This window comes from Kribbella hippodromi (assembly GCF_039531045.1).
In the GTDB taxonomy this organism is placed as follows: domain Bacteria; phylum Actinomycetota; class Actinomycetes; order Propionibacteriales; family Kribbellaceae; genus Kribbella; species Kribbella hippodromi.
In genome coordinates this window covers 87,359-108,881 of sequence record NZ_BAAAPH010000014.1, presented here as the reverse complement: position 1 = coordinate 108,881, position 21,523 = coordinate 87,359, and the positions used below count along the sequence as shown (strand labels likewise).

At 67.6% G+C, this 21,523-nt stretch carries 19 protein-coding genes; 11 read left to right on the top strand and 8 right to left on the bottom strand.

The genetic code is table 11. The annotated features are described in order from the left end of the window. Positions 1–33 precede the first annotated feature (33 nt). The gene (locus ABD260_RS22015; protein ID WP_344235782.1) at positions 34–903 is read left to right on the top strand and encodes an AraC family transcriptional regulator; all 870 of its coding nucleotides are present in this window, start codon (positions 34–36) and stop codon (positions 901–903) included. 33 nt (positions 904–936) lie between these two features. Further along, entirely contained in the window at positions 937–1,530 is a 594-nt protein-coding gene (locus ABD260_RS22010) for a dihydrofolate reductase family protein (RefSeq protein ID WP_344235780.1), read from the top strand. Here ABD260_RS22010 and ABD260_RS22005 read toward each other — a convergent pair. Then, entirely contained in the window at positions 1,516–2,694 is a 1,179-nt protein-coding gene (locus ABD260_RS22005; protein WP_344235778.1) for an alpha/beta fold hydrolase, read from the bottom strand. The genes ABD260_RS22010 and ABD260_RS22005 overlap by 15 nt on opposite strands. A 582-nt stretch (positions 2,695–3,276) precedes the next feature. Here ABD260_RS22005 and ABD260_RS22000 point away from each other — a divergent pair. Continuing rightward, positions 3,277–5,175: a glycoside hydrolase family 76 protein gene (locus ABD260_RS22000; protein ID WP_344235776.1), complete on the top strand. Its 1,899-nt coding sequence runs from the start codon at positions 3,277–3,279 to the stop codon at positions 5,173–5,175. 282 nt (positions 5,176–5,457) lie between these two features. Here the strand turns inward: ABD260_RS22000 and ABD260_RS21995 are convergent, their stop codons facing one another. Next, entirely contained in the window at positions 5,458–6,681 is a 1,224-nt protein-coding gene (locus tag ABD260_RS21995) for an aldo/keto reductase (RefSeq protein ID WP_344235774.1), read from the bottom strand. Between the two features lie 122 nt (positions 6,682–6,803). Between ABD260_RS21995 and ABD260_RS21990 the strand changes: the two genes are divergently transcribed. Next, the gene (locus ABD260_RS21990; RefSeq protein ID WP_344235772.1) at positions 6,804–7,637 is read left to right on the top strand and encodes a helix-turn-helix transcriptional regulator; all 834 of its coding nucleotides are present in this window, start codon (positions 6,804–6,806) and stop codon (positions 7,635–7,637) included. A 59-nt stretch (positions 7,638–7,696) separates the two neighbouring features. On the opposite strand, the gene glnA is transcribed toward ABD260_RS21990, so the two are convergent. After that, the gene (gene glnA / locus ABD260_RS21985) at positions 7,697–9,121 is read right to left on the bottom strand and encodes a type I glutamate--ammonia ligase (protein ID WP_184834166.1); all 1,425 of its coding nucleotides are present in this window, start codon (positions 9,119–9,121) and stop codon (positions 7,697–7,699) included. 188 nt (positions 9,122–9,309) lie between these two features. Here glnA and ABD260_RS21980 point away from each other — a divergent pair, with 188 nt between their 5' ends. Next, positions 9,310–9,771, top strand: coding sequence for an RDD family protein (locus tag ABD260_RS21980; RefSeq protein ID WP_344235769.1), 462 nt, complete (start codon positions 9,310–9,312; stop codon positions 9,769–9,771). On the opposite strand, the gene ABD260_RS21975 is transcribed toward ABD260_RS21980, so the two are convergent. The 3 genes from ABD260_RS21975 to lipA all read right to left on the bottom strand — a co-directional run bounded on the left by ABD260_RS21975 (position 9,768) and on the right by lipA (position 12,832). After that, complete coding sequence (locus ABD260_RS21975; protein WP_344235767.1) at positions 9,768–11,063, bottom strand: class I SAM-dependent methyltransferase; 1,296 nt, start codon at positions 11,061–11,063, stop codon at positions 9,768–9,770. The genes ABD260_RS21980 and ABD260_RS21975 overlap by 4 nt on opposite strands. 112 nt (positions 11,064–11,175) lie before the next feature. After that, complete coding sequence (locus ABD260_RS21970; protein ID WP_344235765.1) at positions 11,176–11,871, bottom strand: DUF4191 domain-containing protein; 696 nt, start codon at positions 11,869–11,871, stop codon at positions 11,176–11,178. Between the two features lie 25 nt (positions 11,872–11,896). Beyond that, positions 11,897–12,832 carry a lipoyl synthase gene (gene lipA, locus ABD260_RS21965; RefSeq protein WP_344235763.1) on the bottom strand — a complete coding sequence of 312 codons (936 nt, stop codon included), beginning with the start codon at positions 12,830–12,832 and terminating at the stop codon, positions 11,897–11,899. A 56-nt stretch (positions 12,833–12,888) separates the two neighbouring features. On the opposite strand from lipA, the gene ABD260_RS21960 reads away from it, so the two are divergent. The 5 genes from ABD260_RS21960 (at position 12,889) to ABD260_RS21940 (ending at position 18,120) form a co-directional block, all read left to right on the top strand. Next, on the top strand, positions 12,889–14,187 hold the full coding sequence (locus ABD260_RS21960) for a sensor histidine kinase (RefSeq protein WP_344235761.1): 1,299 nt from the start codon (positions 12,889–12,891) through the stop codon (positions 14,185–14,187). Between the two features lie 11 nt (positions 14,188–14,198). Then, the gene (locus tag ABD260_RS21955; protein WP_344235958.1) at positions 14,199–14,858 is read left to right on the top strand and encodes a response regulator; all 660 of its coding nucleotides are present in this window, start codon (positions 14,199–14,201) and stop codon (positions 14,856–14,858) included. 133 nt (positions 14,859–14,991) lie between these two features. Next, complete coding sequence (locus tag ABD260_RS21950; protein WP_344235759.1) at positions 14,992–15,873, top strand: ABC transporter ATP-binding protein; 882 nt, start codon at positions 14,992–14,994, stop codon at positions 15,871–15,873. Then, complete coding sequence (locus ABD260_RS21945) at positions 15,870–17,042, top strand: ABC transporter permease (protein ID WP_344235757.1); 1,173 nt, start codon at positions 15,870–15,872, stop codon at positions 17,040–17,042. Before ABD260_RS21950 ends, ABD260_RS21945 begins: the two co-directional genes overlap by 4 nt. A gap of 109 nt (positions 17,043–17,151) precedes the next feature. Next, complete coding sequence (locus ABD260_RS21940; protein WP_344235755.1) at positions 17,152–18,120, top strand: LysR family transcriptional regulator; 969 nt, start codon at positions 17,152–17,154, stop codon at positions 18,118–18,120. A gap of 80 nt (positions 18,121–18,200) precedes the next feature. Here the strand turns inward: ABD260_RS21940 and ABD260_RS21935 are convergent, their stop codons facing one another. After that, on the bottom strand, positions 18,201–19,286 hold the full coding sequence (locus tag ABD260_RS21935; RefSeq protein WP_344235753.1) for a hypothetical protein: 1,086 nt from the start codon (positions 19,284–19,286) through the stop codon (positions 18,201–18,203). Positions 19,287–19,384: 98 nt separating this feature from the next. On the opposite strand from ABD260_RS21935, the gene ABD260_RS21930 reads away from it, so the two are divergent. Beyond that, complete coding sequence (locus ABD260_RS21930; protein ID WP_344235750.1) at positions 19,385–20,773, top strand: sulfatase family protein; 1,389 nt, start codon at positions 19,385–19,387, stop codon at positions 20,771–20,773. On the opposite strand, the gene lipB is transcribed toward ABD260_RS21930, so the two are convergent. After that, a complete protein-coding gene (gene lipB / locus ABD260_RS21925; RefSeq protein ID WP_344235748.1) occupies positions 20,755–21,471 on the bottom strand; it encodes a lipoyl(octanoyl) transferase LipB in 717 nt (238 codons plus the stop codon). The two genes, ABD260_RS21930 and lipB, sit on opposite strands and share 19 nt — an antisense overlap. Positions 21,472–21,523 lie beyond the last annotated feature (52 nt).

The following is a 21,523-nucleotide window of genomic DNA, read 5'->3' as shown; positions in this document are numbered from 1 at the left end:
CGTCCCGGCACGCGTTGGTGGGATGCTGTCGATGTGGAGTACGTGTCGAGAGTGCCGCGGCCGCCGCTGGACGGGCTGATCGACGACCTGTACTACCTGGAGGGCACGCCGCCGTACGCCCGGCTGATGCTGCCGCCGATGCCCGGTGCGCTGCTCATCGTCAATCTCGGGGACGCGTTCCGCATCCGCGCTGGTGCCGAAGGCGCTCCGGCCGATTACGCGGACGGTTGTGTGATCACCACGCCCACCCGCGCGCTGGAGTTCGGCTACCCGCGTCACACCCGGTCTGTGGGCGTGCACGTCAAACCGTGGGGATTGGCGCCGCTCGTGCCGATGCCGGCGGCCGAGCTGTGCGATCGGCCGGTGACGATCGAGCAGGTGTGGGGCCGTGCTGCCGTCGCCGCGCTGCAAGATCGGCTCGCCGCGGCGGACGGACCGTACGAGATGCTGGCGTTGCTTGAGGACGAGCTGATGCGGCGGCTGTCGTCGACCGCCGGCCTCGGGTTGGTACGCCACACGAGCAGCGTCATCGCGGCGACCCGCGGGGCAGTGGCGATCGGCGATCTGAGCGCGGCGGCTGGTGTCAGCAGTACGCACCTGGCCCAGCGCTTCAAGGAAGTCGTCGGCGTCACGCCGAAGCGACTGGCGCGTACCCACCGCTTCGCCGCCACCGTGCTCTCGATCAATCCCGCCGAGACGATCGACTGGGGCGAGCTCGCCGGTCGCGCGGGTTACTTCGATCAGGCTCACTTCAGCCATGAGTTCCGGGCGTTCACGGGGCTCACGCCGACCCAGTACCTCGAAGTCCGGCGGCGGTTTCTGCGCGAACATCCCGGGCACGTACTGGACAGCTGGCCGTTGCCGATTGATTTCTTACAAGAACCGCGGCTCGCGACACGCTAATTTGAGGCCACTGTTGAAGGAGAGGAGGGGCTTGTGGGCAAGGTGGTCATGTACAGCTCGGTGTCGGTCGACGGCTTCATCGCGGACGAGAACGACCAGCCGGGACCGCTGTTCGACTGGCTGACCAGCGGTGATGTCGCGTTGGACGACAGCGGCATACTGAAGGTGTCGCGGGCGTCGTACGAGTACACCCGGGCGTACTGGGACCAGATCGGGGTGACCGTTGTCGGCCGCCACGTCTTTGACATGACCGACGGCTGGGATGGCAAGCCTCCCGCCGGGGTCGAGCATGTTGTCGTCGTGACCCACCGCCCGGCTCCTGACGGCTGGGATCCCTCGACGCCCTTCTCTTTCGTCGACGGTGTGGAGGCGGCTGTAGCGAAGGCACAAGAGCTCGCGGGGGAGCGCGTCGTGGAGGTCGCTGCCGGTGACGTCGGCGGCCAGGTACTCGCCGCGGGCCTGGTCGACGAGGTACGCATGGACGTGGTCCCCGTCATCTTCGGCACCGGCAAACGCTACTTCGGCTCGGTCGCCGCGCAGCACCTCTTGCAAGACCCCATCACCATCCAGGGCACCCGCGTACTTCACCTCCGGTACGAACTACGCCCCTCATCAGTTGTGGAGTAGAGGCACAACCGCGCGGGCGAACTCCGCTGGTTCGGCGCTTGCGCCCACGTGGTTGCCGGGCACGTCGATCAGAGGCAGTCCCAGCTGGTCCGCGAGTGCTTGCGTGGCCCGGCGCGCCAGTTGGTGATGGCTTAGCGCGCCGGCGCAGAGCGCGATCGAGCTGCGGCGGGTGGCCTCGATGTCGGGTACGTAGAAGACCGTGGGGCCGGCCATTTGCCCCAGGAAGTAGCGGTTCTTGTCGAGTTCCTCAGCGGGTAGCTGAGGGAGATCCAGGTGCGTGGGCGGCAGCTGATCCGGCCCGGTGTGGTGGCCTGCGCCGGTGAGATCGAAGAACTCTTGCACCGCGTGTTGAGGGTCGGTTTCCGCCGCCGCGAATGCTGCTTTGGCGCGGTCTGCCAGGTCTGGGTCGTCCAGGAGGGACACCAGCGGCGGCTCATGTAGGACGGCCCGGTCGACCAGGTGGGGATGTTGCTTGGCCAGTTCTAGCAGCGTGACAGCACCACCGCTGGTACCGATGAACAGCGCTGGGCCGCCGGTGAACCGGTCGACGAGTGCGGCCAGGTCCTCGGCCAGGACCTGGGGCGTGGGCGCAGCCATCTCCGGTACCGCGCGGCTGGCGCCGATGCCGCGCGGATCGTGGGTGACGACCTGGAACTGTTCGGCAAGCTCGTGCGCCAGTGCGGCGAAGCCGGCTCGTCCCGCGGGCGCGCCGACAAGGAACAGCAGCGGACCGTCGCCCTGGACGGTGAACGCGATCGTGCAGTCCGGCCGGTCGAGCAGTTCCGGCGTACTCGTGATCCGATCGCTGTAGTCCGCGATCTTGCGGGTGATCACTTCGAGGGCACGGTCCAGTTCCGCGCGCCGATCCTGAACCCGGCGCTGGTGAGCCGTGAGCAACTCGAGCCGGAAGCCGGCCGGGTCGTCGACCTTGTCATCGGCGCCGGTGAACTGCGCGATGTCGGCCAGTGGCATTCCCGTCTCACGGAGATGCACCAACATCCGGATCAGCTCGACATCACCCGCCGTGTACTGGCGCCGGCCCGCGTTGTCACGGCGAGGAGACGGCACAATCCCCTGCCGCTCGAAGTACCGCAACGTGTCCGGCGCCATCCCGATCCGCGCCGAAACCTCCGCGATACCCAACAGCTCATCTTCCTCATCCATGCCCCCACCCTCCCCCCTGAACCACGGTCCAGCTCAAGCCACCGCCCTAACAGGCCCAACCACACTCGCACGCCACCGCCCCACCGCCCCACCGCCCCACCGCCCCACCGCAGTTGCGACCGCGGGGGAGTTGCGAGGCACCGACCCGCAACCGCAACGGTCACCTGCCACGCCCGCATCGGACACCGCAGCTCGACAGGACGATCGGCAGTTCGACGGGTAGTGCACCCCGAGACGCCGTACACCCCGACCCCTTCACGCTCCAGTGCACTACCCACCCAACCCACACCTCCAGTCCAACCGCACACCACCCACCCCACAACCCGGCCACCCACCCGGCCCACGCATCAGTCACAAGGGGGGATATCCACTGCTGTGGTGGGTTCTCCATTGGTGTAACGGTGGAGAACCCACAACAAGAGTGGAGATGCAACCCCAGCCGCCCGCCCCAGCCGCCGTTGGGCGGTTGGGGCTCGGTTGTTGACATCGTTGTCGGGGGCGGCGACGATACATCTCGATAGTTGGCTGAAACGTTTCCATTGCCTCGGTCCGCCGAACCGCCACGAAGCCGTCGAGGAGATCATGGTCGTGAATCGTCCTGCCCGAGTCCTGCGCGCCCTCACCGCCGGCGCCGTACTTCTCACCACCGCACTCGTATCCCCACCATCCTTCGGAGCCGACCTGTCCAGCACGAACAAGTCCTCCACCAGCGTTGGGCGGGCTCGGGTTGCGGCCGAGGTGTTGATGAGCTCGTACGAGCCGAACAAAGCCTGGTTCCCCTCCAGCTGGTGGAACTCAGCTGTCGCATTGCAGACAATCGGCGACTACATGCAGCGCACCGGGGATCGGCGCTACCTACCCCAGCTGGACAACACCTTCGAGAAGGACAAAGGCGTCTTCCCACCCGGGTACCTCTCCGGCGACCCGCTGCTCGGCAACTTCACCAGCCGCGCGATCGACGACTCCGAATGGTGGGCGCTGACCTGGATTCAGGCGTACGACCTGACCAAGAACCGCAAGTACCTCGACATGGCAGTCACGATCGCGGAGTACGTCGAGAACTACTGGGACCCGAGTACCTGCGGCGGGGGAGTCTGGTGGGACGCCGAGCGCACGTACAAGAACGCGGTCACCAACGGCCTGTGGATCCGCCTCACCGCCGAGCTGCACAACCGGCTGCCGAAGGACAAACGCTGGCTCGGCCGCGCGCAGGAAGGCTGGAAGTGGTTCACCGGCAGCGGAATGATCAACTCCGCCGGCCTGGTCAACGATGGTCTGAAGGGCAACTGCCAGAGCAACGGCGACACGGTATGGACGTACAACCAGGGCCTCGCGATCGGCGCCGGTCTCGAGTTGTGGCGCGCCACCCACGACCCCAAACTGCTGACGACGGTACGGCGCCTGGCCGACGCCGCGATCGCACCGGACGGACTGGTCGCAAACGGAATCCTCACCGAGGCCTGCGATGCGCCGGACCGTACCTGTGATGACAACGGCAAGCAGTTCAAGGGCATCTTCCTGCGGTACTGGATGGACCTCGCCGACACCACGCACGACCAGCGGTACACCGACTTCGTCACGCGGCAGGCGACGAGCATCTGGGACAACGACCGCGACGCGGCCGGACGGCTGGGGGAGCGGTGGTCCGGTACGGGCAGCGCCGATCATCCGAACGCGTTCGACTGGCGTACGCAGGCCAGTGCCCTCAGCGCACTGATCGCCGCCGTACCGGCCCATCCGCCGGTGCGATCGTTGTCGGCGGCAACCAACCCGGCACTTCCGGTGGTGATGCCCGCGACGGCGAGCGCCACTCATGTGAAGGTCAACGTCGGTGTCGAGGCAACCGGTCCGATCGGTGACACCTACCAGGTTGCGGTCCGCGCCGACGGTCCTTCTGGTTGGGGCGTCACTCCCGCATTGTCGACAATCACGCTGCGGCCGCGCGGGAACGCCACGCCCGTACAGAAGTCGCTCGCCCTGGACGTGACGATCCCCGCCGGTACGCCAGACGGCCGCTACTCCGTGACCGCGACGGCAACGTCCGGTCCGCAGCTCTCCTTCAGCACGCGAGCCGACATTCTGATTGTTCACAATGTTGCCTTCGACACCGGTACGGCGGCCGAGACCCCGTGGTTGTGGGACGCCGACGGCTCCCAGAGCAACGGGGTCCAGAACCGTTTCGCCGACGGGCACTCGTACTTCGTCTACCGCTTCCCGTTCCCGGGCGATACGAAGACCGCCAGCACTTCGTTGACAATCGACAATCAGTTTGTCGTCCAGCTCAGCGGTGACGGCAAGAACTGGACCACAGTCGCGACCGAGACCCACCCGTACCACGACGGCGAAAACAAGGCGGTCCGCACGTTCGACCTCACCCCGTACCTGGGCCCGGACAAGGCCGCCTACGTCCGCATCTCCGACTCATTCCCCGACGACGGCTGGGGCGGCCGCGTCTACCACGTAACCGCGACCTACAACTGAACCGCCAGCGACAACTGAACCGCCACCTACAACTGAACCGCCCCGCCCCGAAGTCCGCGAGCTTCAACCGAGGCGTTCGAACCGGCAGCACGACCGGTGATGGTCCTGGACCGTCGCGCACCGTGCTGAGGTGAGTGGCTGGGTGATCTAGGAGGGTTTCTCGGCAGATGCAGGGCAAAACGCTCCTGCATCATCGCGAAACCCTCCTCTCGGAGGGGTTAGCGCGTTCGCCAGCAGGGTGCGCCGCAGCTTGGCGTTCGGCCGCTCGTCCAGGGTGCGGAGCTAGGCCGCTGAGCGGGTGTTGAGGGGGCGGCGGCGGAGGGTGGGGTCGAGGATGGGTGGGGTGTTGTAGTCCATGTCCAGGCGGCCGACGTCCGTGCCTGGTGGGACGAGCTTGTCGATCGTGTCGAGGATGTCGTCGCCGAGGACGACGTCCAGGCCGGCCAGGGCGTCGTCCAGGTGTTCCATGGTGCGCGGGCCGATGATCGCCGACGTGACCGCGGGGTGCGCGATCGCGAAAGCCATCGCGAGGTGAGTCAGCTTGATCCCAGCCGCTTCGGCGACCGGGATCAGCTCCTCAACCACCTCAAGCCGCCGCTCATCAGTCATGAACTTGTACCTGCCCGCACGCCGCAGATCAGATCCCGCACCCCGCAGGTCCGCCTCCGCACGCCGCGGATCCGTTCCCGGCAGCTCCACCTCAGTGCGCCGCAGGTCCCGCTCAGTACGTGGCTGATCCTCCGTGCGCCGTCGCGCTGACTCGTCGCGCCGCGGATCCCGCTCAGTACGTGGCTGATCCTCCGTGTGCCGCACGTTGGACTCTGTGTGCCGGGGAGCGGCGGGGTGGGGTTTGCGGATTCGGCCGGTTAGTTGGCCGCCGGCGAGGGGGCTCCAGACCAGGGCGCCGAGGCCGTACTTCTGCACCATCGGCAGCACCTCGCGCTCGATCCCGCGGTTGAGGATCGAGTACGGCGGCTGCTCGGTGCGGAAGCGTTCGTACCCGCGCCGCTCGGAGACCCACTGCGCTTCGACGATCTCACTCGCCGGCATTGTCGACGATCCTATTGTCCGCACTTTCCCGCTCCGGACCAGATCGGTCAGCGCCGACAAGGTCTCCTCGATGTCCGTGTCCGGATCGGGGCGATGCATCTGGAACAGGTCGATGTAATCGGTACCCAGCCGGCGCAACGAGTCCTCGACCGCGGTCATGATCCAGCGCCGGGAGTTGCCGCGCTGGTTCGGGTCGTCGCCCATCGGTAAGTGCGATTTGGTGGCCAGTACGACCCGGTCGCGCCGGCCGGCGAGTGCTCTGCCGACAATCTGCTCGGACTCACCGGCCGAGTACATGTCCGCGGTGTCGATGAAGTTGATCCCGGCGTCGAGTGCCTTGTGGATGATCCGGATCGACTCGCCATGATCACTGTTGCCGACGGCACCGAACATCATCGCGCCGAGGGCGTACGGGCTGACCTTGATACCGGTCCGTCCGAGCGTGCGGTACTGCATGTGGTTCCTCCTTGGGGTGTGCTTTCCACCCTGGCCACCGAAGGACCGCGGAAAAAGGCCCAGGTCAGCCACGGACAGGTTGTCCCTGGATCGGCGGCACCGCGGCACGCATGATGGAACGTGTGATCGATCGTGACGGCCTGGCCGACTTCCTCCGCCGGCGCCGGGAGCTGTTGAGTCCTGGCGATGCCGGTTTGCCGGAAGGTGCTCGGCGGCGTACGCCGGGACTGCGCCGTGAGGAGGTCGCACAACTCGCCCAGATGTCGACGGACTACTACTCGCGCCTGGAGCAGTCCCGCGGCGCGAACCCGTCGGAGCCGATCATCGCCAGCCTGGCCCGCGCGCTGCGGTGCGACCTGGACGAGCGGGACCACCTGTACCACCTGGCCGGCTTCGCGCCTCCGCTGCGCCGCGCCGGACGCCACATCAGCCCAGGACTGCTCGGCCTGGTCGAGCGCCTCACCGACATCCCGGTCTGCATCTGCACGGACATCGAAGAGGTCCTCTGGCAGAACCACCTCAGCGACGTCATCCTGGGCGTACCCACCGGCCACGGTCTGGAGCGCAACCTAACCTGGCGCTGGTTCACTGACCCGAAGTCACGCCAGATCTTCCCCGAGGAGGACTGGTCAGCTCACTCCGCCTCCCATGTCGCCGAACTCCGTGCCACCCACACCCGCCGCAACGGCGACCAGGACGTAGCCGAGCTGGTCACCGCGCTCCAAAACAGCAGCGAGGAGTTCCGCACCTTGTGGGACTCCCACGAGGTCGCCGTCCATCGCCTACCGCGCAAACGCATACTGAACCCCGAAGTAGGCACCCTGGACCTCTCCTGCGAGGTCCTCCTGACCCCCGAAGCCGACCTCCGGGTCCGAGTCTTCCTGCCTCAGGAAGGCACCGAAACCCGCGACAAACTAGCTCTCCTCCAGGTAATCGGCACACAGTCCTTCGCTTGAGCCTGAACGCAAACAGCCCACCCGGACGGACCGGGTGGGCTGCTCAGCGGCGATCGAACTCAGACGTCGTAGTAGAGCTCGAACTCGTGCGGGTGCGGCCGGAGCTGGATCGGGGCGATTTCCTGCTCGCGCTTGAGGTCGATCCAGGTTTCGATCAGGTCCGCGGTGAAGACGTCGCCCTCAAGAAGGAAGTCGTGATCGGCTTCCAGGGCGTCGATCACGGCCGGGAGGGACGTCGGCACCTGGGCGATGCCCGCGTGCTCCTCCGGGGGCAGCTCGTAGAGGTCCTTGTCGACCGGGTCGGCGGGCTCGATCTTGTTGCGGATGCCGTCCAGGCCGGCCAGCAGCTGGGCCGCGAAGGCCAGGTACGGGTTCGCCGACGGGTCGGGGCAGCGGAACTCGATCCGCTTCGCCTTCGGGTTCGAACCGGTGATCGGGATCCGGATGCAGGCGGAGCGGTTCCGGGACGAGTACACCAGGTTGACCGGCGCCTCGAAGCCCGGTACCAGGCGGTGGTACGAGTTGACCGTCGGGTTGGTGAAGGCCAGCAGCGACGGGGCGTGCTTGAGCAGGCCGCCGATGTACCAGCGGGCCATGTCGGACAGGCCGCCGTAGCCGGACTCGTCGTAGAACAGCGGGTCGCCGTTGCTCCACAGCGACTGGTGGCAGTGCATGCCCGAGCCGTTGTCGCCGAAGATCGGCTTCGGCATGAAGGTCGCGGTCTTGCCGGCCTGCCAGGCGGTGTTCTTGACGATGTACTTGAACTTCATCACGTCGTCGGCGGCCTTCAGCAGCTCGTCGAAGCGGAAGTTGATCTCCGCCTGACCGGCGGTGCCGACCTCGTGGTGGGCGCGCTCGACGATCAGCCCGGACCGCTCCAGCGCCAGCGTGATGTCGTCGCGCAGCTCACCGAAGTGGTCGGTCGGCGCGACCGGGAAGTACCCACCCTTGTAGCGGACCTTGTAGCCGCGGTTGCCGCCGTCCTCGACCCGGCCGGTGTTCCAGGCGCCGGCCACCGAGTCGATCGAGTAGTGCGCCGAGTTCGCCTTGGTCTCGAACCGGACGTCGTCGAAGACGTAGAACTCGGCCTCCGGCGCGAAGAACGCGGTGTCCGCGATCCCGGTCGACTTCAGGTACTCCTGCGCCTTGCGGGCGATGTTGCGCGGGTCCCGCGAGTACGCCTCACCGGTCAGCGGGTCGTGCACGAAGAAGTTGACCACCAGCGTCTTGGCGGACCGGAACTCGTCGATGAAGGCGCTGGTCGGGTCCGGCAGCAGCTTCATGTCCGATTCGTGGATCTGCTGGAACCCGCGGACCGACGAACCGTCGAAGGCCAGGCCCTCCTCGAAGACCTCGGGACCGAACGACGAGACCGGGACGGTGAAGTGCTGCATGATGCCCGGCAGGTCACAGAACCGGATGTCGACGATCTCGACGCCCTCGTCCTTGACGTAGGCGAGCAGCTCCTCAGCGCTGGAAAACATACGTACTCCTAGGGTGGCTCAGAGATTCATCTGAACGTAGGGCCTGCCGGTTTCTCCGTCGTGACCCTGATGTTTCGCGGATGTTACGCCCAGCGTGTCCGCGCTGACCCACTGGTGTACGGCGGTGACGCCCTGAGATATTCCGGTCCGTTGCCGGCCGCGTCAGGGTGCTTCCGTAGGCTGTCATCATGGCATCGTCGGCGCAGCCGGGCACAGGACCCTCCGAAGAATTCCGTTTTCCGGGTAACCGGCTGGGCCTGGCCGAGGACGGCCCGGGCTCGGTGGCGGGCTGGGGCCGGCGCGTGCTCGCCCTGCTGCTGGACTGGCTGATCGCCGGCCTGATCGCGTCCGCGGTGACCGGGAAGCCGATGTGGGCGGGCGGCAACGACTACAACACCTCGCACCTGGCGCTGTTCTTCGTGATGAGCGCCATCCTGAGCGGCCTCGCCGGTGGCACCATCGGCCACCGGATCTGCGGGCTGCGGGTGGTCCCGGTCCGCGACCACCAGACGATCGCCGCGCCGCCCGGCCTGATCGCCGGGGTGATCCGGGCGTTCCTGATCTGCGTGGTGCTCCCCGCCGTCGTCTTCGACCGGGACCGCCGCGGCCTGCACGACCTGGCCGCGAAGACCGTGGTGGTCCGGCGTTAACGCTTCGTCAGCAGCAGCTGCACGTCGTCCAGGTACCCGGTGCGGAAGCCCGCCTCGGAGTACGCGAGGTAGAACTCCCACATCCGCTTGAACGTGTCGTCGAACCCGAGCCCCGAGATCTCGGGCCAGCGCTCGACGAACCGGTTCCGCCAGATCCGCAGCGTCCGCGCGTAGTCCCCGCCGAGATGCCGGACCACCTCCGCCCGCAGGCCGGTGTGCTCCGCGGTGACGTCCTCGATCACCTTGATCGACGGGATCAGACCGCCGGGGAAGATGTACTTCTGCACCCAGGTGAACGTGTTCCGCGTCGCGAGCATCCGCTCGTGCGGCATCACGATCGCCTGGACGACACCCACGCCGCCGGGCGCGAGCCGTCGTTCGATCGCGTCGAAGTACACCGGCCAGTACTTCTCGCCGACTGCCTCGATCATCTCCACGCTCAGCACGGCGTCGAATTCGCCGATCTGATCCCGGTAATCGCGGAGCGCGACCTGTACGCGATCTCCGACGCCCGCCTCCGCGATCCGCCGCTGGGCGAGCAGCGCCTGCTGCGAGGCGATCGTGATCGCGGTCACCCAGGCGCCGCGTTGCGCGGCCCGGACGGCGAGGCTCGCCCAGCCGCAGCCGATGTCCAGGACACGCGATCCGGAGCGTACGCCGGCCGCGTCCAGGATCGAATCGAGCTTCCGGAGCTGGGCGTCGGTGAGCTCGTCGTACGACGCGTTCGCGAGATCAGCGGTCGCGTCGGGCGTGCCGAAGTACGCGGCCGAGTACGTCAGCGTCGGATCGAGGAACTCCGAGAACATCGCGTTGCTCAGGTCGTAGTGCCGGCTGATGTTCTCGCGGGCGCCGGCCCGGTCGTTCTCCTGCTCGCCCGGCTGCGTCCGCGTCACCAGCCAGCGCAGCGACTGGGCCCACTTGGGCAGCAGGTGCCGGGTCTCCTCGTTCGAGAACCGCTCCGCGAAGGGTACGAGCAGATCGGCCAAGTCGGTGCCCGGCTCCGGATCCCAGTCGCCGGCCAGGTACGCCTCGCCGAATCCGGACCCGGCGTCCTGGCCGAGCCGGTCCAGGAACGCCGCCGTCCGGTGCACCCGCATGGCCGGGCCACCGAGCCCGTACGAGCGGTTGCTGTCCAAGTGGATGGTGGCCGGCAGGTCCTTGGCGACCAGACGGATCGCCGTCGCCGCACCGTACCGGCGGACCGGATTCGAGCGTGGCCGGGCCAGCGTCGGCCACGTCTCGGTTTCCGGTTCGTGTACGGGATGCTGCATCGGCGGCATCAGATCCGTCATCTCTGCTCGTCCCCTGTAATCCGTCCTGGTCGCACCCTATGGGCAACCAGCCTCCCCACGGCGCATGTCTGAACAGATCAACTGCCGAGCATGCCGCTTGGTTACCGTTTGGTCACCGGCCGCGCATCGCCTGCCGGGCGCCCTTCAGGCTGCTCGGCACCGGGCCCTTCGGCATCGGCACCTGCGGACGGACCGCGTCCAGGGCCTTCAACCGCTGCAGCAGGTCGGTGATCTCGGACGGTTGCAGCACGGCCGGGAGCTTCATCACGTGCTTGGTCAGCTTGCGGATGTCGATCTCGCCCTCGCCCTGCCCGGCGATGATCTGCGTCACCGGCGCGCCACCGGCGACCCGGCTGTGCTTCTTCGTCTCGGCCTGCAGCAGGTTCTTCACCCGGCTGGCCTGGCCCTCGCCGACCAGCACGATGCCGGGCTTGCCGACCACCCGGTGGACGATGTCGGAGTTCTTCGTCACTGCCACCGCGGGCGTCACGTTCCAGCCGCGGCGCAGGGTCTGCAGCGCGGACGCGGCGGCGCCGGCCTGACCCTCGATCTGGCTGTAGGCCGCCTTCTCGACCTTGCGGCCGAAGATGATCGTGGTGACCAGAAATGCCACCGCCACCCCGAGCGGCAGCCAGACCAGCAGCGGTCCGACCAGCAGCGCCACGGCGACGAACACCGCGGTGATGCCGAGGAAGATCCCGGCGAGCACCAGCCCGACCCTGGGGTCGGACTTCTTGGTCATCTGGTACGCCTGCCGGATCTGCTTCAGCCGGCTGGTCTTCTCCTCGGGCGCGTCGTTCTTGGCCATCTCTACCCTGTCTGGTTGTGCCGCGTTACTCGGCGGCGTTCATACGTGACTCAACGGCCTGGCGGTACAACCGGCCGGCGCGGTACGAGGACCGTACCAGCGGACCGGACATCACTCCGGCGTAACCAATGGACTGTGCTTCCTCGTCCAGCTCGACGAACTCCTCCGGCTTCACCCAGCGCTCGACCGGGTGGTGCCGTACGGACGGGCGCAGGTACTGGGTGATGGTGATGATCTCGCAGCCGGCGCTGTGCAGGTCCTTCAGCGCCTGGCTGACCTCGTCGCGGGTCTCGCCCATGCCGAGGATCAGGTTCGACTTGGTCACCAGGCCGTAGTCGCGGGCCTGGGTGATCACGTCGAGTGACCGCTCGTACCGGAAACCGGGACGGATCCGGCGGAAGATCCGCGGCACCGTCTCGACGTTGTGCGCGAACACCTCCGGCCGGGAGGAGAACACCTCGGCCAGCTGCTCGGGGATCGCGTTGAAGTCCGGCGCCAGCATCTCCACGCCGGTGCCCGGGTTCAGCTCGTGGATCTGGCGGATCGTCTCCGCGTACAGCCAGGCGCCGCCGTCGTCCAGGTCGTCACGGGCGACACCGGTCACGGTCGCGTACCGCAGGCCCATGGTCCGGACCGATTCGGCCACCCGGCGCGGTTCGTCCCGGTCCAGCGCCTCGGGCTTGCCGGTGTCGATGTTGCAGAAGTCGCAACGCCGGGTGCACTGGTCGCCGCCGATCAGGAAGGTCGCCTCGCGGTCCTCCCAGCACTCGAAGATGTTCGGGCAGCCGGCTTCCTGGCACACCGTGTGCAGTCCTTCGGACTTCACCAGTTTCTGCAGCGCCTGGTACTCCGGGCCCATCCTGGCGCGGGTCTTGATCCACTCGGGTTTGCGCTCGATCGGGGTCTCCGCGTTGCGCACCTCGAGCCTGAGCAGTTTCCGTCCTTCTGGGGCGATGGTCACGCCCTCCAGGGTACGCGTAGCCGTTCAGTGGCGTTTCACCCGTAGGCTGATGAGTCATGTCCCAGGCACCATGGTCCCGGCCCGCGCCGACCGCACGCGAGCAGCGGTACGACATCCTGCTCGGCGTCGGGATGGCGCTGGCCAGCGTGTTCGGCACCGAACTCGCCCGCGGGGCCTCGCCGACGCGCGTGGACCTCGGCATCGGCGGCGTCGAGCCGTACGTGCTGGGCGTCCTGATCGCGCTGCTGCTCTGCTTCCGGCGCCGCTGGCCGATCCCGGTCGTGCTCGGGGTGGCCGTGCTGTTCATCGTGATCGGCGAGCGGACGGTGTGGGCGTTCGCCGGCAACCTGGCCACCCAGGCGGCGATGTTCATGGCGATCTACGCCGCCGTCGCGTGGGCGCGCGACCGGCGGCTGATGAAGGCCGCGGTGGCACTGGTGTTCATCGCGATGTTCGGCTGGCTGGCCCTGAACTTCGTCAAGGCGCTCCGGAACAACTCGATCGAGGGCCCGAACCACGCGCTGTTCTCGCCATACGTGTCCAACGTGGTGATGGCCGTCGCGCTGAACGCGCTGTACTTCTTCGGGGCGTACTTCTGGGGCCGTACTTCCTGGGGGATCGCGCGGCAGCAGTACGAGCTGGAGGCGCAGGCGACCGAACTGGCCGCGCAGCAGGAGGCGAACGCCCGGCGCGCGGTGATCGACGAGCGGCTGCGGATCTCCCGCGAACTGCACGACGTGGTCGCGCACCACATCAGCAGCATCGGCGTCCAGGCCGGTGGCGCGCGGCGGGTGATGGACATCGATCCGGAGGCCGCGAAGAACGCGCTGAACGTGATCGAGGAGTCCAGCCGGAGCGCGGTCAACGAGATGCGCCAGCTGCTCGGCATGCTCCGGGCGGCCGATCCCGACCTGGATGTCAGTACGCCGGACGAGAAGGCGCCGCAGGCGGGCGCGGACCGGTTGCCGGCGCTGATCGCGGAGGCGAACGGGCTCGGCCTGGAGGTCGGTTTCCACCAGATCGGAGCGGTCGAGGAGCTGCCGAAGACCGTGTCGGTGTCGGTGTACCGGATCGCCCAGGAGGCGCTGTCCAACGTACGCAAGCACTCGACGGCGCGGAGCGCGCACCTCACGCTGCGTTACCTCGGGGACTCGGTCGAGCTCGAGGTACTCGACGACGGCCGCCCGAAACACGCGCCGGTCGGCAGCCGGCTCGGCCACGTCGGCATCCGGGAGCGGGTCGGCCTGCTCGGCGGCGAGAGCGAGATCGGACCACGGCCCGTGGGAGGATTCCGGGTCCGGGTCCGGATTCCGCTGGACCCGCAGAACCATCCACTGACCGGGGGAGAAGCGTGACCGACGAACCGATGCGGGTGCTGCTGGTCGACGACCAGGACCTGGTCCGGGCCGGGTTCCGGATGATCCTGTCGGTCGAGCCGGACATCCAGGTGGTCGGGGAGGCGTCCGACGGGGAGAAGGCGATCGAGCTGGCGCTCACGCTGCGGCCGGACGTGGTGCTGATGGACGTGCAGATGCCCGGTATGGACGGCATCACCGCCACTCAGCGGATCGTCGCGGAGGACGCCGCGAAGGTCGTCATCCTGACCACGTTCGACCGCGACGACTACCTGTTCGAGTCGCTCGGCGCCGGCGCGAGTGGCTTCCTGCTCAAGAACACCGCGCCCGAGGACCTGGTCGAGGCGATCCAGATCGTGCACTCCGGGCACGCGCTGCTGGCGCCGGAGGTGACCCGGCGGGTGATCAAGCGGTTCGCGGGCGGCGGCGAGCGGGTGTACCGGCCGGATCTGCTGGCCGAGCTGACCGACCGGGAGCGCGAGGTGCTGAGCCTGATCGCGCGCGGCCTGACGAACACCGAGATCGCCACCCAGCTGTTCGTCGGCGAGGCGACGGTGAAGACCCACGTCTCCCGGGTGCTGCTCAAGCTGGGCCTCCGGGACCGCGTCCAGGCGGTCGTCTTCGCCTACGAGTGCGGCCTGGTCACTCCGGGGGATGACGCCTCCAGCTGAGTAGATCCGCCCTGCGGATGACGTACGCGATCAGCCGCGCGGGCGACGTGCGCGCAGGCCGGTTCTCACTAGTTTGGCAGCGTCGGGCGAGCGACGTCCGGCCGGGGGCTGATGCTGATGGGAACGGTGACACATGCTGAGGGTGGATGGCCTCACCCGGCGGTTCGGTGATCATCTGGCGCTGGACGACGTGACCTTCGACGTCGTACCGGGACGGATGACCGGATTCGTCGGCGCGAACGGTGCCGGGAAGACGACGACGATGCGGATCATCCTCGGCGTACTGGGCGCCTCCGCGGGCTCGGTGGTCTGGAAAGGTGCGCCGCTGACGCAGGACGTACGCCAGGACTTCGGGTACATGCCGGAGGAGCGCGGGCTGTACCCGAAGATGAAGATCCGCGACCAGCTGATCTTCTTCGGCCGCCTGCACGGGCTGGACCCGGACCGGGCCGCCGAACGGACCGACAAGATCCTCGAGCGGCTCGGGCTCGGCGAGCGCGCCACCGACATGCTCGAGACGCTGTCACTGGGCAATCAGCAACGCGTACAGATCGCGGCCGCGCTGGTCCACGAGCCGATCGCGCTGGTCCTCGACGAGCCGTTCAGTGGGCTCGACCCGCTCGCCGTCGACGCGATGGTGGACCTGCTCCGCGAGGAGGTCACGCCGGAAGTACCGGTGCTGTTCTCCAGTCATCAGCTCGATCTGGTCGAGCGGTTGTGTGACGACCTGGTCGTGCTGTCCCGCGGGAAGGTGGTCGCCGCCGGCGCGGTGGCCGAGCTCGCGGCCGGTCCCACCAAGACGTACCGGCTGGAGGTCGACGGTGACGCCGGCTGGCTGCGGGACATCCGCGGCATTCGCGTACGCGACGTGGCCGGCGGTACCGCACTGTTCGACGTCGAGGACGGCGTCGGCGAGCAAGAGATCCTTCGACAGGCGATCAGCCGTGGCCCGGTCCGCTCGTTCGGGCCGGAGCGGGTGGCGCTCAGCGACGTCTTCCGGGAGGCGACCCGATGAACGGCAAGACCCTCGACCGCCCCTGGCTGCTGATCGCCGAGCGGGAGATCACCACCAAGCTGCGGGACAAGACCTTCATCGGCTCGACGCTGGTGATGCTGCTGATCGGGGCGGTCGCGACCATCCTGCCGGCGCTGATCGTCGGCAAGAGCGGGCCGGACAAGATCGCCGTCATCGACGACGCGGCGACGCGGGTGGTCCAGCAGGCGTCCACCACGAAGGGCGGCAAGGGGTACGAGACCGTCCGCGCCGCTGATCGCCCGGCCGCGGAGAAGCTGGTCACCGACGGCGACGTGAAGGCGGCGCTGCTGCCCGGGACCGACGGGTACATCGTGCTCGGCAAGGACAAGGTCGACTCCGGGATCGAGAGTGGGCTGCGCGAGGCGTCGGCGACCGTCGGTACACAGGCGAACGCGGCCAAGGCCGGGCTCACCCCGGCCGAACTGCACGCCGGGACGAAGGTCGAGCTGCGGTTGCTGAAGCCGGGACCGTTGCCGGATCTGGTGTCGCACTTCGTCAAGATCGGGCTGGCGCTGGTCTTCTACATGACCGCGCTCGGCTTCGGGATGATGATCGCGCAGAGCGTCGTCCAGGAGAAGGAGAGCCGGGTCGTCGAGATCCTCGCCGCGTCGGTGCCGATCCGGGCGCTGCTGTGGGGCAAGGTGCTCGGCAACGCCGTGCTGGCGATGGGCCAGATCGTGGTGATCGCGGCCACGGCGCTGATCGGGCTGCTGATCACGAATCAGGCCGGCGTACTCGAGGTGGTCGCGCCGGTGGCCGGATGGTTCGTGATCTTCTTCGTGCTCGGGTTCGTCGCGCTGGCCGGGCTGTGGGCGGTCGCCGGTTCGCTGGCCACCCGGCAGGAGGACCTCGGCTCCACCACGCTGCCCGGGCAGATGATCCTGATGATCCCGTTCTTCTTCTCGGTCTTCGCCGGGGCGTCGGCGACCAAGATCGCGTCCTTCGTACCGATCGCGTCGTCGATGTCGATGCCGGGGCGGATGCTGACCGAGGACGTACCGGTCTGGCAGCCGCTGCTGGCGATCCTGTTCCTGCTCGTGGCGACCGTACTGATCATCCGGCTCGGCGCCCGGCTGTACGAGCGGACCCTGCTGCAGACCGGCCGCCGGCTCGGCTACCGTGAGGCGATCGCGCTCAAGGCGTCGTAGCACATCGTCACATCCGGGCCTGGCGTTACAGGGGCAGGCCCGGCTGTGACGAAACCGCAATGTTGGGTACCTGTGTGCTGTGCGTGCACCTCGCGTACGGTCTCAACGCATGAACGTTGAGCTGCGCCACCTGAGGGTGGTTGTCCTGGTAGCAGAAGCGGGGTCCGTCGGCCGGGCCGCCCGCTGGCTCAAGGTCAGCCAGCCGAGCCTGACCGCGCAGCTGAAACGGATCGAGGCCGCGTTCGGCGGGGAGCTGTTCGAGCGCTCCCGCACCGGCGTCACACCGACCCCACTCGGCCGGTACGCGGTGGACCGCGCGCGGGCCATCCTGGTCGACGTGGATCACCTTGCGGCGACCGTGTCCGCGATGACCGCTGTTGAGTCATCCGCTGTCCGGCTCGGTGGGTTCCCGACCGCGCCGATGTCCGGGATCGCCTCCCGGCTGCGTAACCACGGTGAGATCGAGCAGGTCAGCATCGAGGTCGAGTGGTCGTCCAGCGTGCTGCTACAGCAGTTGGAGAGTGGGCGGTTGGACTTCGCGCTGTTGCGGGAGTTCCCTGGGTTCGAGCTGCGGTTGCCGGCTGGAGTGGAGTCGACCACGGTTGTCGAGTCCGAGCCGGCGTACGTCGCGTTGTCGGCGGATCATCCGGTGGCGGTTGCGTCCCGTACGCGCGGTGAGGTGGAGCTGGCCTCGCTGTGCGACGAGGAGTGGATTGGGGAGCCGCCGGATGACAGCGGGTTCCATGTGCTCTTCCGGGCGGCGTGCGAGTCGGCGGGGTTCCAGCCGAAGGTGGAGCATCACTCGGTGGATACGTCGGTGCTGATGGGGTTCGTTACCAGTGGGCAGGGGGTTGCGCTGATCTCGCCTACGTCCTATCGGATGCTCTCTACTGATGTGACCACTCGTACGCTTGCCGGTGATCCGATCCACCGGAAGCTGGTGCTGGCGTGGAGTACTGATTCGCCGCGGGCTCAGATGGCGCCTGACGTGTTGCAGATGGCTACCGTGGCGTACGACGAGGCGATCACCGAACAGGCCCGTCGAGACCAGCACCAGCAGCGGATGCACGTCGCGTGACATAGAAGAACCCCGGCTGGTTGGTGCAGCCGGGGTCCTGTCGTGCTTGTGTTCGTGCTTGGGGTTCGTGCTTGGGTTGGTCAGGCGGGGCGGACTACGGGGTTCTCGAAGGCCAGGTGGAACTCCCCGGTGTCCTCGGGGTCCTCCATCCGCTCCCGGTACTGAGCCCCCACCTTCTCCGGCGGCCCCACCCGCTCACTCTTCTCCCCAGGCGCCTGCTGCTCACTCTTCTCTGCAGGTGCGGGCTGCTCACCCTTCACCCCACCCACCGATTCCTTCTCCACCGGCTTCTCCTGCACCGGTGCTGGAGCTGCGGGTTCACCCACTGGACCCGCACCGGCCTCCGGCGGTGCTGCTGCGGGCTCATCCACCTGATCCGCACCGGCCTTCGGCTGCTGCTGCACCGGCTCCGGCTGCTGCTCTGGCTCTTGCTTCTGCTCTTCCGGCTCGGCAACTGGTGTCTGCGCGATGACTGTCTCGTCGGACGGCTTGTTGCTCTCGGCACCGGGTTCCGGGAACTGCGCGGTCTGGTCCGCACCTCCAACCGGGAACAGCGCCGTCTGCTCATCCGCCTGGTTCCGCGGCTTGACCGGCTCCGGTTCGGGCTCCGGCTCGTCGAACAGGTCGTCGTACGACGTGTGGCTCTCGTACGGCGGCGGCGGTGCCTGGTAGGTGCCTCCGGCAACCGGGTACACGGCCGCGACATCCGCCTCCTGCTGCGCCTGCACCGCCTCCTGCTCGCGCTGCAGCCGCTCGGCGTCGACCCGCTCACGGCGCCGGCGCTGTACTCCACGGACGATCAGCTGGATCGCGTACACCAGCGAGATCACCCCGAGCAGCGGCACCACACCGTTCAGCGTGTACTGCTTGGACCCGTCGATCATCCCGGACGTCACCCCGGGGACGTCGTTCAGGAAGTTCGTGGTCCGGTTCGGGATCCAGAGCCAGCAGTAGACCAGCGTCCCGAACGCGACGAACGCCCCGAGCGCGCCGGCGCCGGAGAAGTACGACACGACGGCCCAGAAGATCAGCGCGCCGATGCCGTAGGCAAGCGCCATCTCCTTCGCGTTCAGCTCGATACCACCCGGCGCCGCGAGGACTCCGAACACGGCCGGACCGGCCAGAGCAACGGCTACGCCGAGCAAGAACCCAAGAAATTTGGACACACCCCCAAGGTAGCGACGAACTGCCGTCACACCCTGCAGACACTTCGGCACCAACCGATAGCGAGACGGATAGGCAACCGTTTGCCTAGGCTGTGCTGATGGACCGTCCTCCGAACATTCTGCTGATCGTTTCCGACGACCACGGGTACGCCGACCGTGGTGGGCTCGGAATCCACCCCGACGTACGCACTCCGAACCTGGACCGGCTGGCGGGAGAGGGGGTGACCTGCACCGACGCGTACGTGACCGCACCGATCTGCAGTCCGTCCCGCTCCGCGATCATCTCCGGGCAGTACCAGCAGCGGTGGGGCGGTCAATGGTTCGACTCGTCGGCATTCCCACCGGACGACGTACCGTCGCTTGCCGAGGTGCTGGGCAGCCAGGGGTACCGCACTGGGTATTTCGGCAAGGTGCACTACGGCAAGGAAGACGTGGGGGACAGGGCCTGCCCGCCGCACCATGGCTTCGAGGAGACGCTGTACGGCCTGGCTGGGCAGTCGTTCGGCCGGTTGAACTACCTCCACCATTCAGAGGACGCCGTCGCCTCGTACGGGCAGCCGGCCGCGCACCACATGGCAGTACAGCCGCTGCTCTCCGGGGACGAACCGGTTGAGCATGAGGGTTTCCTGACCGCCGAGTTCGGCCAGCGCGCGGCGGAGTTCATGCGTACGCCGGATGAGCGGCCGTACTTCTGCATGGTCGCGTTCAATGCCGTACACAACTTCTGCTGGCAACTGCCCGACTCCGAGCTGGAGGCCCGCGGACTGCCCGCGTTCCGCGATTGGAAGCCGGACACCGACAAGCCGTTCATGGAGTGGTACGACGACGTGATCGTGCCGAACCTGCCGCACGGCCGCGAGTATTACCTGGCCCAGCTGGAGCTGATGGACGCCGAGATCGGCCGTCTGCTCGACGTGGCAGGGGAGGACACCCTGGTCGTGTACATCACCGACAACGGTGGCTCCACCTGCAACTTCGGAGACAACGCTCCGCTGCGCGGCACCAAGTACACACTCTGGGACGGCGGTATCCGCATCCCGATGCTCTGGCGTTGGCCAGGGCAACTACCGGCCGGCCGCACTACGGATGCCCTGGTCAGCACGCTGGACCTCGTTCCCACGCTCGCCGCGGCCGCGGGCGCGACGGTCGAGAACTCGGACGGGGTGAACATCCTCCCGACCCTCTCCGGTACGTCGGATTCGGCGCACGAAGCGCTGCACTGGGACTGCGGCTTCCAGTGGGCGGTCCGCGCGGGCGACTGGAAGCTCAGCTGGGTAGGCGACGACGCCAACACGCAGCACCTCAAGTCCTACGAACACGCCCCGATGGGCGAGGGCTGGTTCCTGTCCAACCTCGCCGACGACATAGCCGAGCAAACCAACCTCATCACCACACACCGCGATGTGGCCGAGGCCCTCCACAACCGCCACCGCACCTGGCGCTCAACGGTCGGTCTACCCGCCCAAGATCAAACGGTCAGTCCGTAGGTGATGGTGGTCGGCGGCTCCTCGTGGTGACTGATGTCCGGACTGCGCTCGTACTCATCCCAGGCCAGCAGCTCATCCAGGTGCCGCCGCACCGGTTCCAGCACCTCCGTGACGCTGACCTCGCGCCCCAGCTCCTGCGACAGCGTGGTCACATCCGCATCGGAGATCCCACACGGCACGATCCGGTCGTACCAGGTCAGGTCGTTGTTGCAGTTCAGCGAGAACCCGTGCATCGTCACACCCTGCGCGACCCGAATCCCGATCGCGGCGATCTTCCGCTCCCGCCCGCGATCATCAGCCGCCACCCAAACCCCGCTGCGCCCCTTGACCCGCCCGGTCTTCACGCCCAGCTCGGTGCAGACGCCGATCAACGCCTCTTCCAACCGCCGCACGTAGTCCACGACGTACACATGTGAGGCCAGCTTCACGATCGGGTACCCGACGAGCTGCCCCGGCCCGTGCCAGGTGATCTTCCCGCCCCGATCAACCTCCACCACCGGCGTACCGTCCATCGGCCGATCCTGCGGCTCAGTCCGCTTACCCGCCGTGTACACCGGCGGATGCTCGAGCAGGATCACCGTATCCGTCGCGGCCCCCGCCACAACCCCCGCGTGCAGCCGCCGCTGCTCAGCCCAGGCAGCCTCATACTCAACCGCCCCAGCCCCGAATCCAGCTTCCACATACTCGATAGCACTCACACATTCGAGTGTAGGCGCCCCCACCTCACCCCACCGCCCCAGCCCAACCACC

Coding starts and splice junctions, on each gene's coding strand:
- ABD260_RS22005 (WP_344235778.1), bottom strand. CDS start 2,694: ATGGATGAGGAAGATGAGCTGTTGGGTATCGCGGAGGTTTCGGCGCGG.
- ABD260_RS22000 (WP_344235776.1), top strand. CDS start 3,277: ATGGTCGTGAATCGTCCTGCCCGAGTCCTGCGCGCCCTCACCGCCGGC.
- ABD260_RS21995 (WP_344235774.1), bottom strand. CDS start 6,681: ATGCAGTACCGCACGCTCGGACGGACCGGTATCAAGGTCAGCCCGTAC.
- glnA (WP_184834166.1), bottom strand. CDS start 9,121: ATGTTTTCCAGCGCTGAGGAGCTGCTCGCCTACGTCAAGGACGAGGGC.
- ABD260_RS21980 (WP_344235769.1), top strand. CDS start 9,310: ATGGCATCGTCGGCGCAGCCGGGCACAGGACCCTCCGAAGAATTCCGT.
- ABD260_RS21975 (WP_344235767.1), bottom strand. CDS start 11,063: ATGACGGATCTGATGCCGCCGATGCAGCATCCCGTACACGAACCGGAA.
- ABD260_RS21970 (WP_344235765.1), bottom strand. CDS start 11,871: ATGGCCAAGAACGACGCGCCCGAGGAGAAGACCAGCCGGCTGAAGCAG.
- ABD260_RS21960 (WP_344235761.1), top strand. CDS start 12,889: ATGTCCCAGGCACCATGGTCCCGGCCCGCGCCGACCGCACGCGAGCAG.
- ABD260_RS21955 (WP_344235958.1), top strand. CDS start 14,199: ATGCGGGTGCTGCTGGTCGACGACCAGGACCTGGTCCGGGCCGGGTTC.
- ABD260_RS21950 (WP_344235759.1), top strand. CDS start 14,992: ATGCTGAGGGTGGATGGCCTCACCCGGCGGTTCGGTGATCATCTGGCG.
- ABD260_RS21945 (WP_344235757.1), top strand. CDS start 15,870: ATGAACGGCAAGACCCTCGACCGCCCCTGGCTGCTGATCGCCGAGCGG.
- ABD260_RS21940 (WP_344235755.1), top strand. CDS start 17,152: ATGAACGTTGAGCTGCGCCACCTGAGGGTGGTTGTCCTGGTAGCAGAA.
- ABD260_RS21930 (WP_344235750.1), top strand. CDS start 19,385: ATGGACCGTCCTCCGAACATTCTGCTGATCGTTTCCGACGACCACGGG.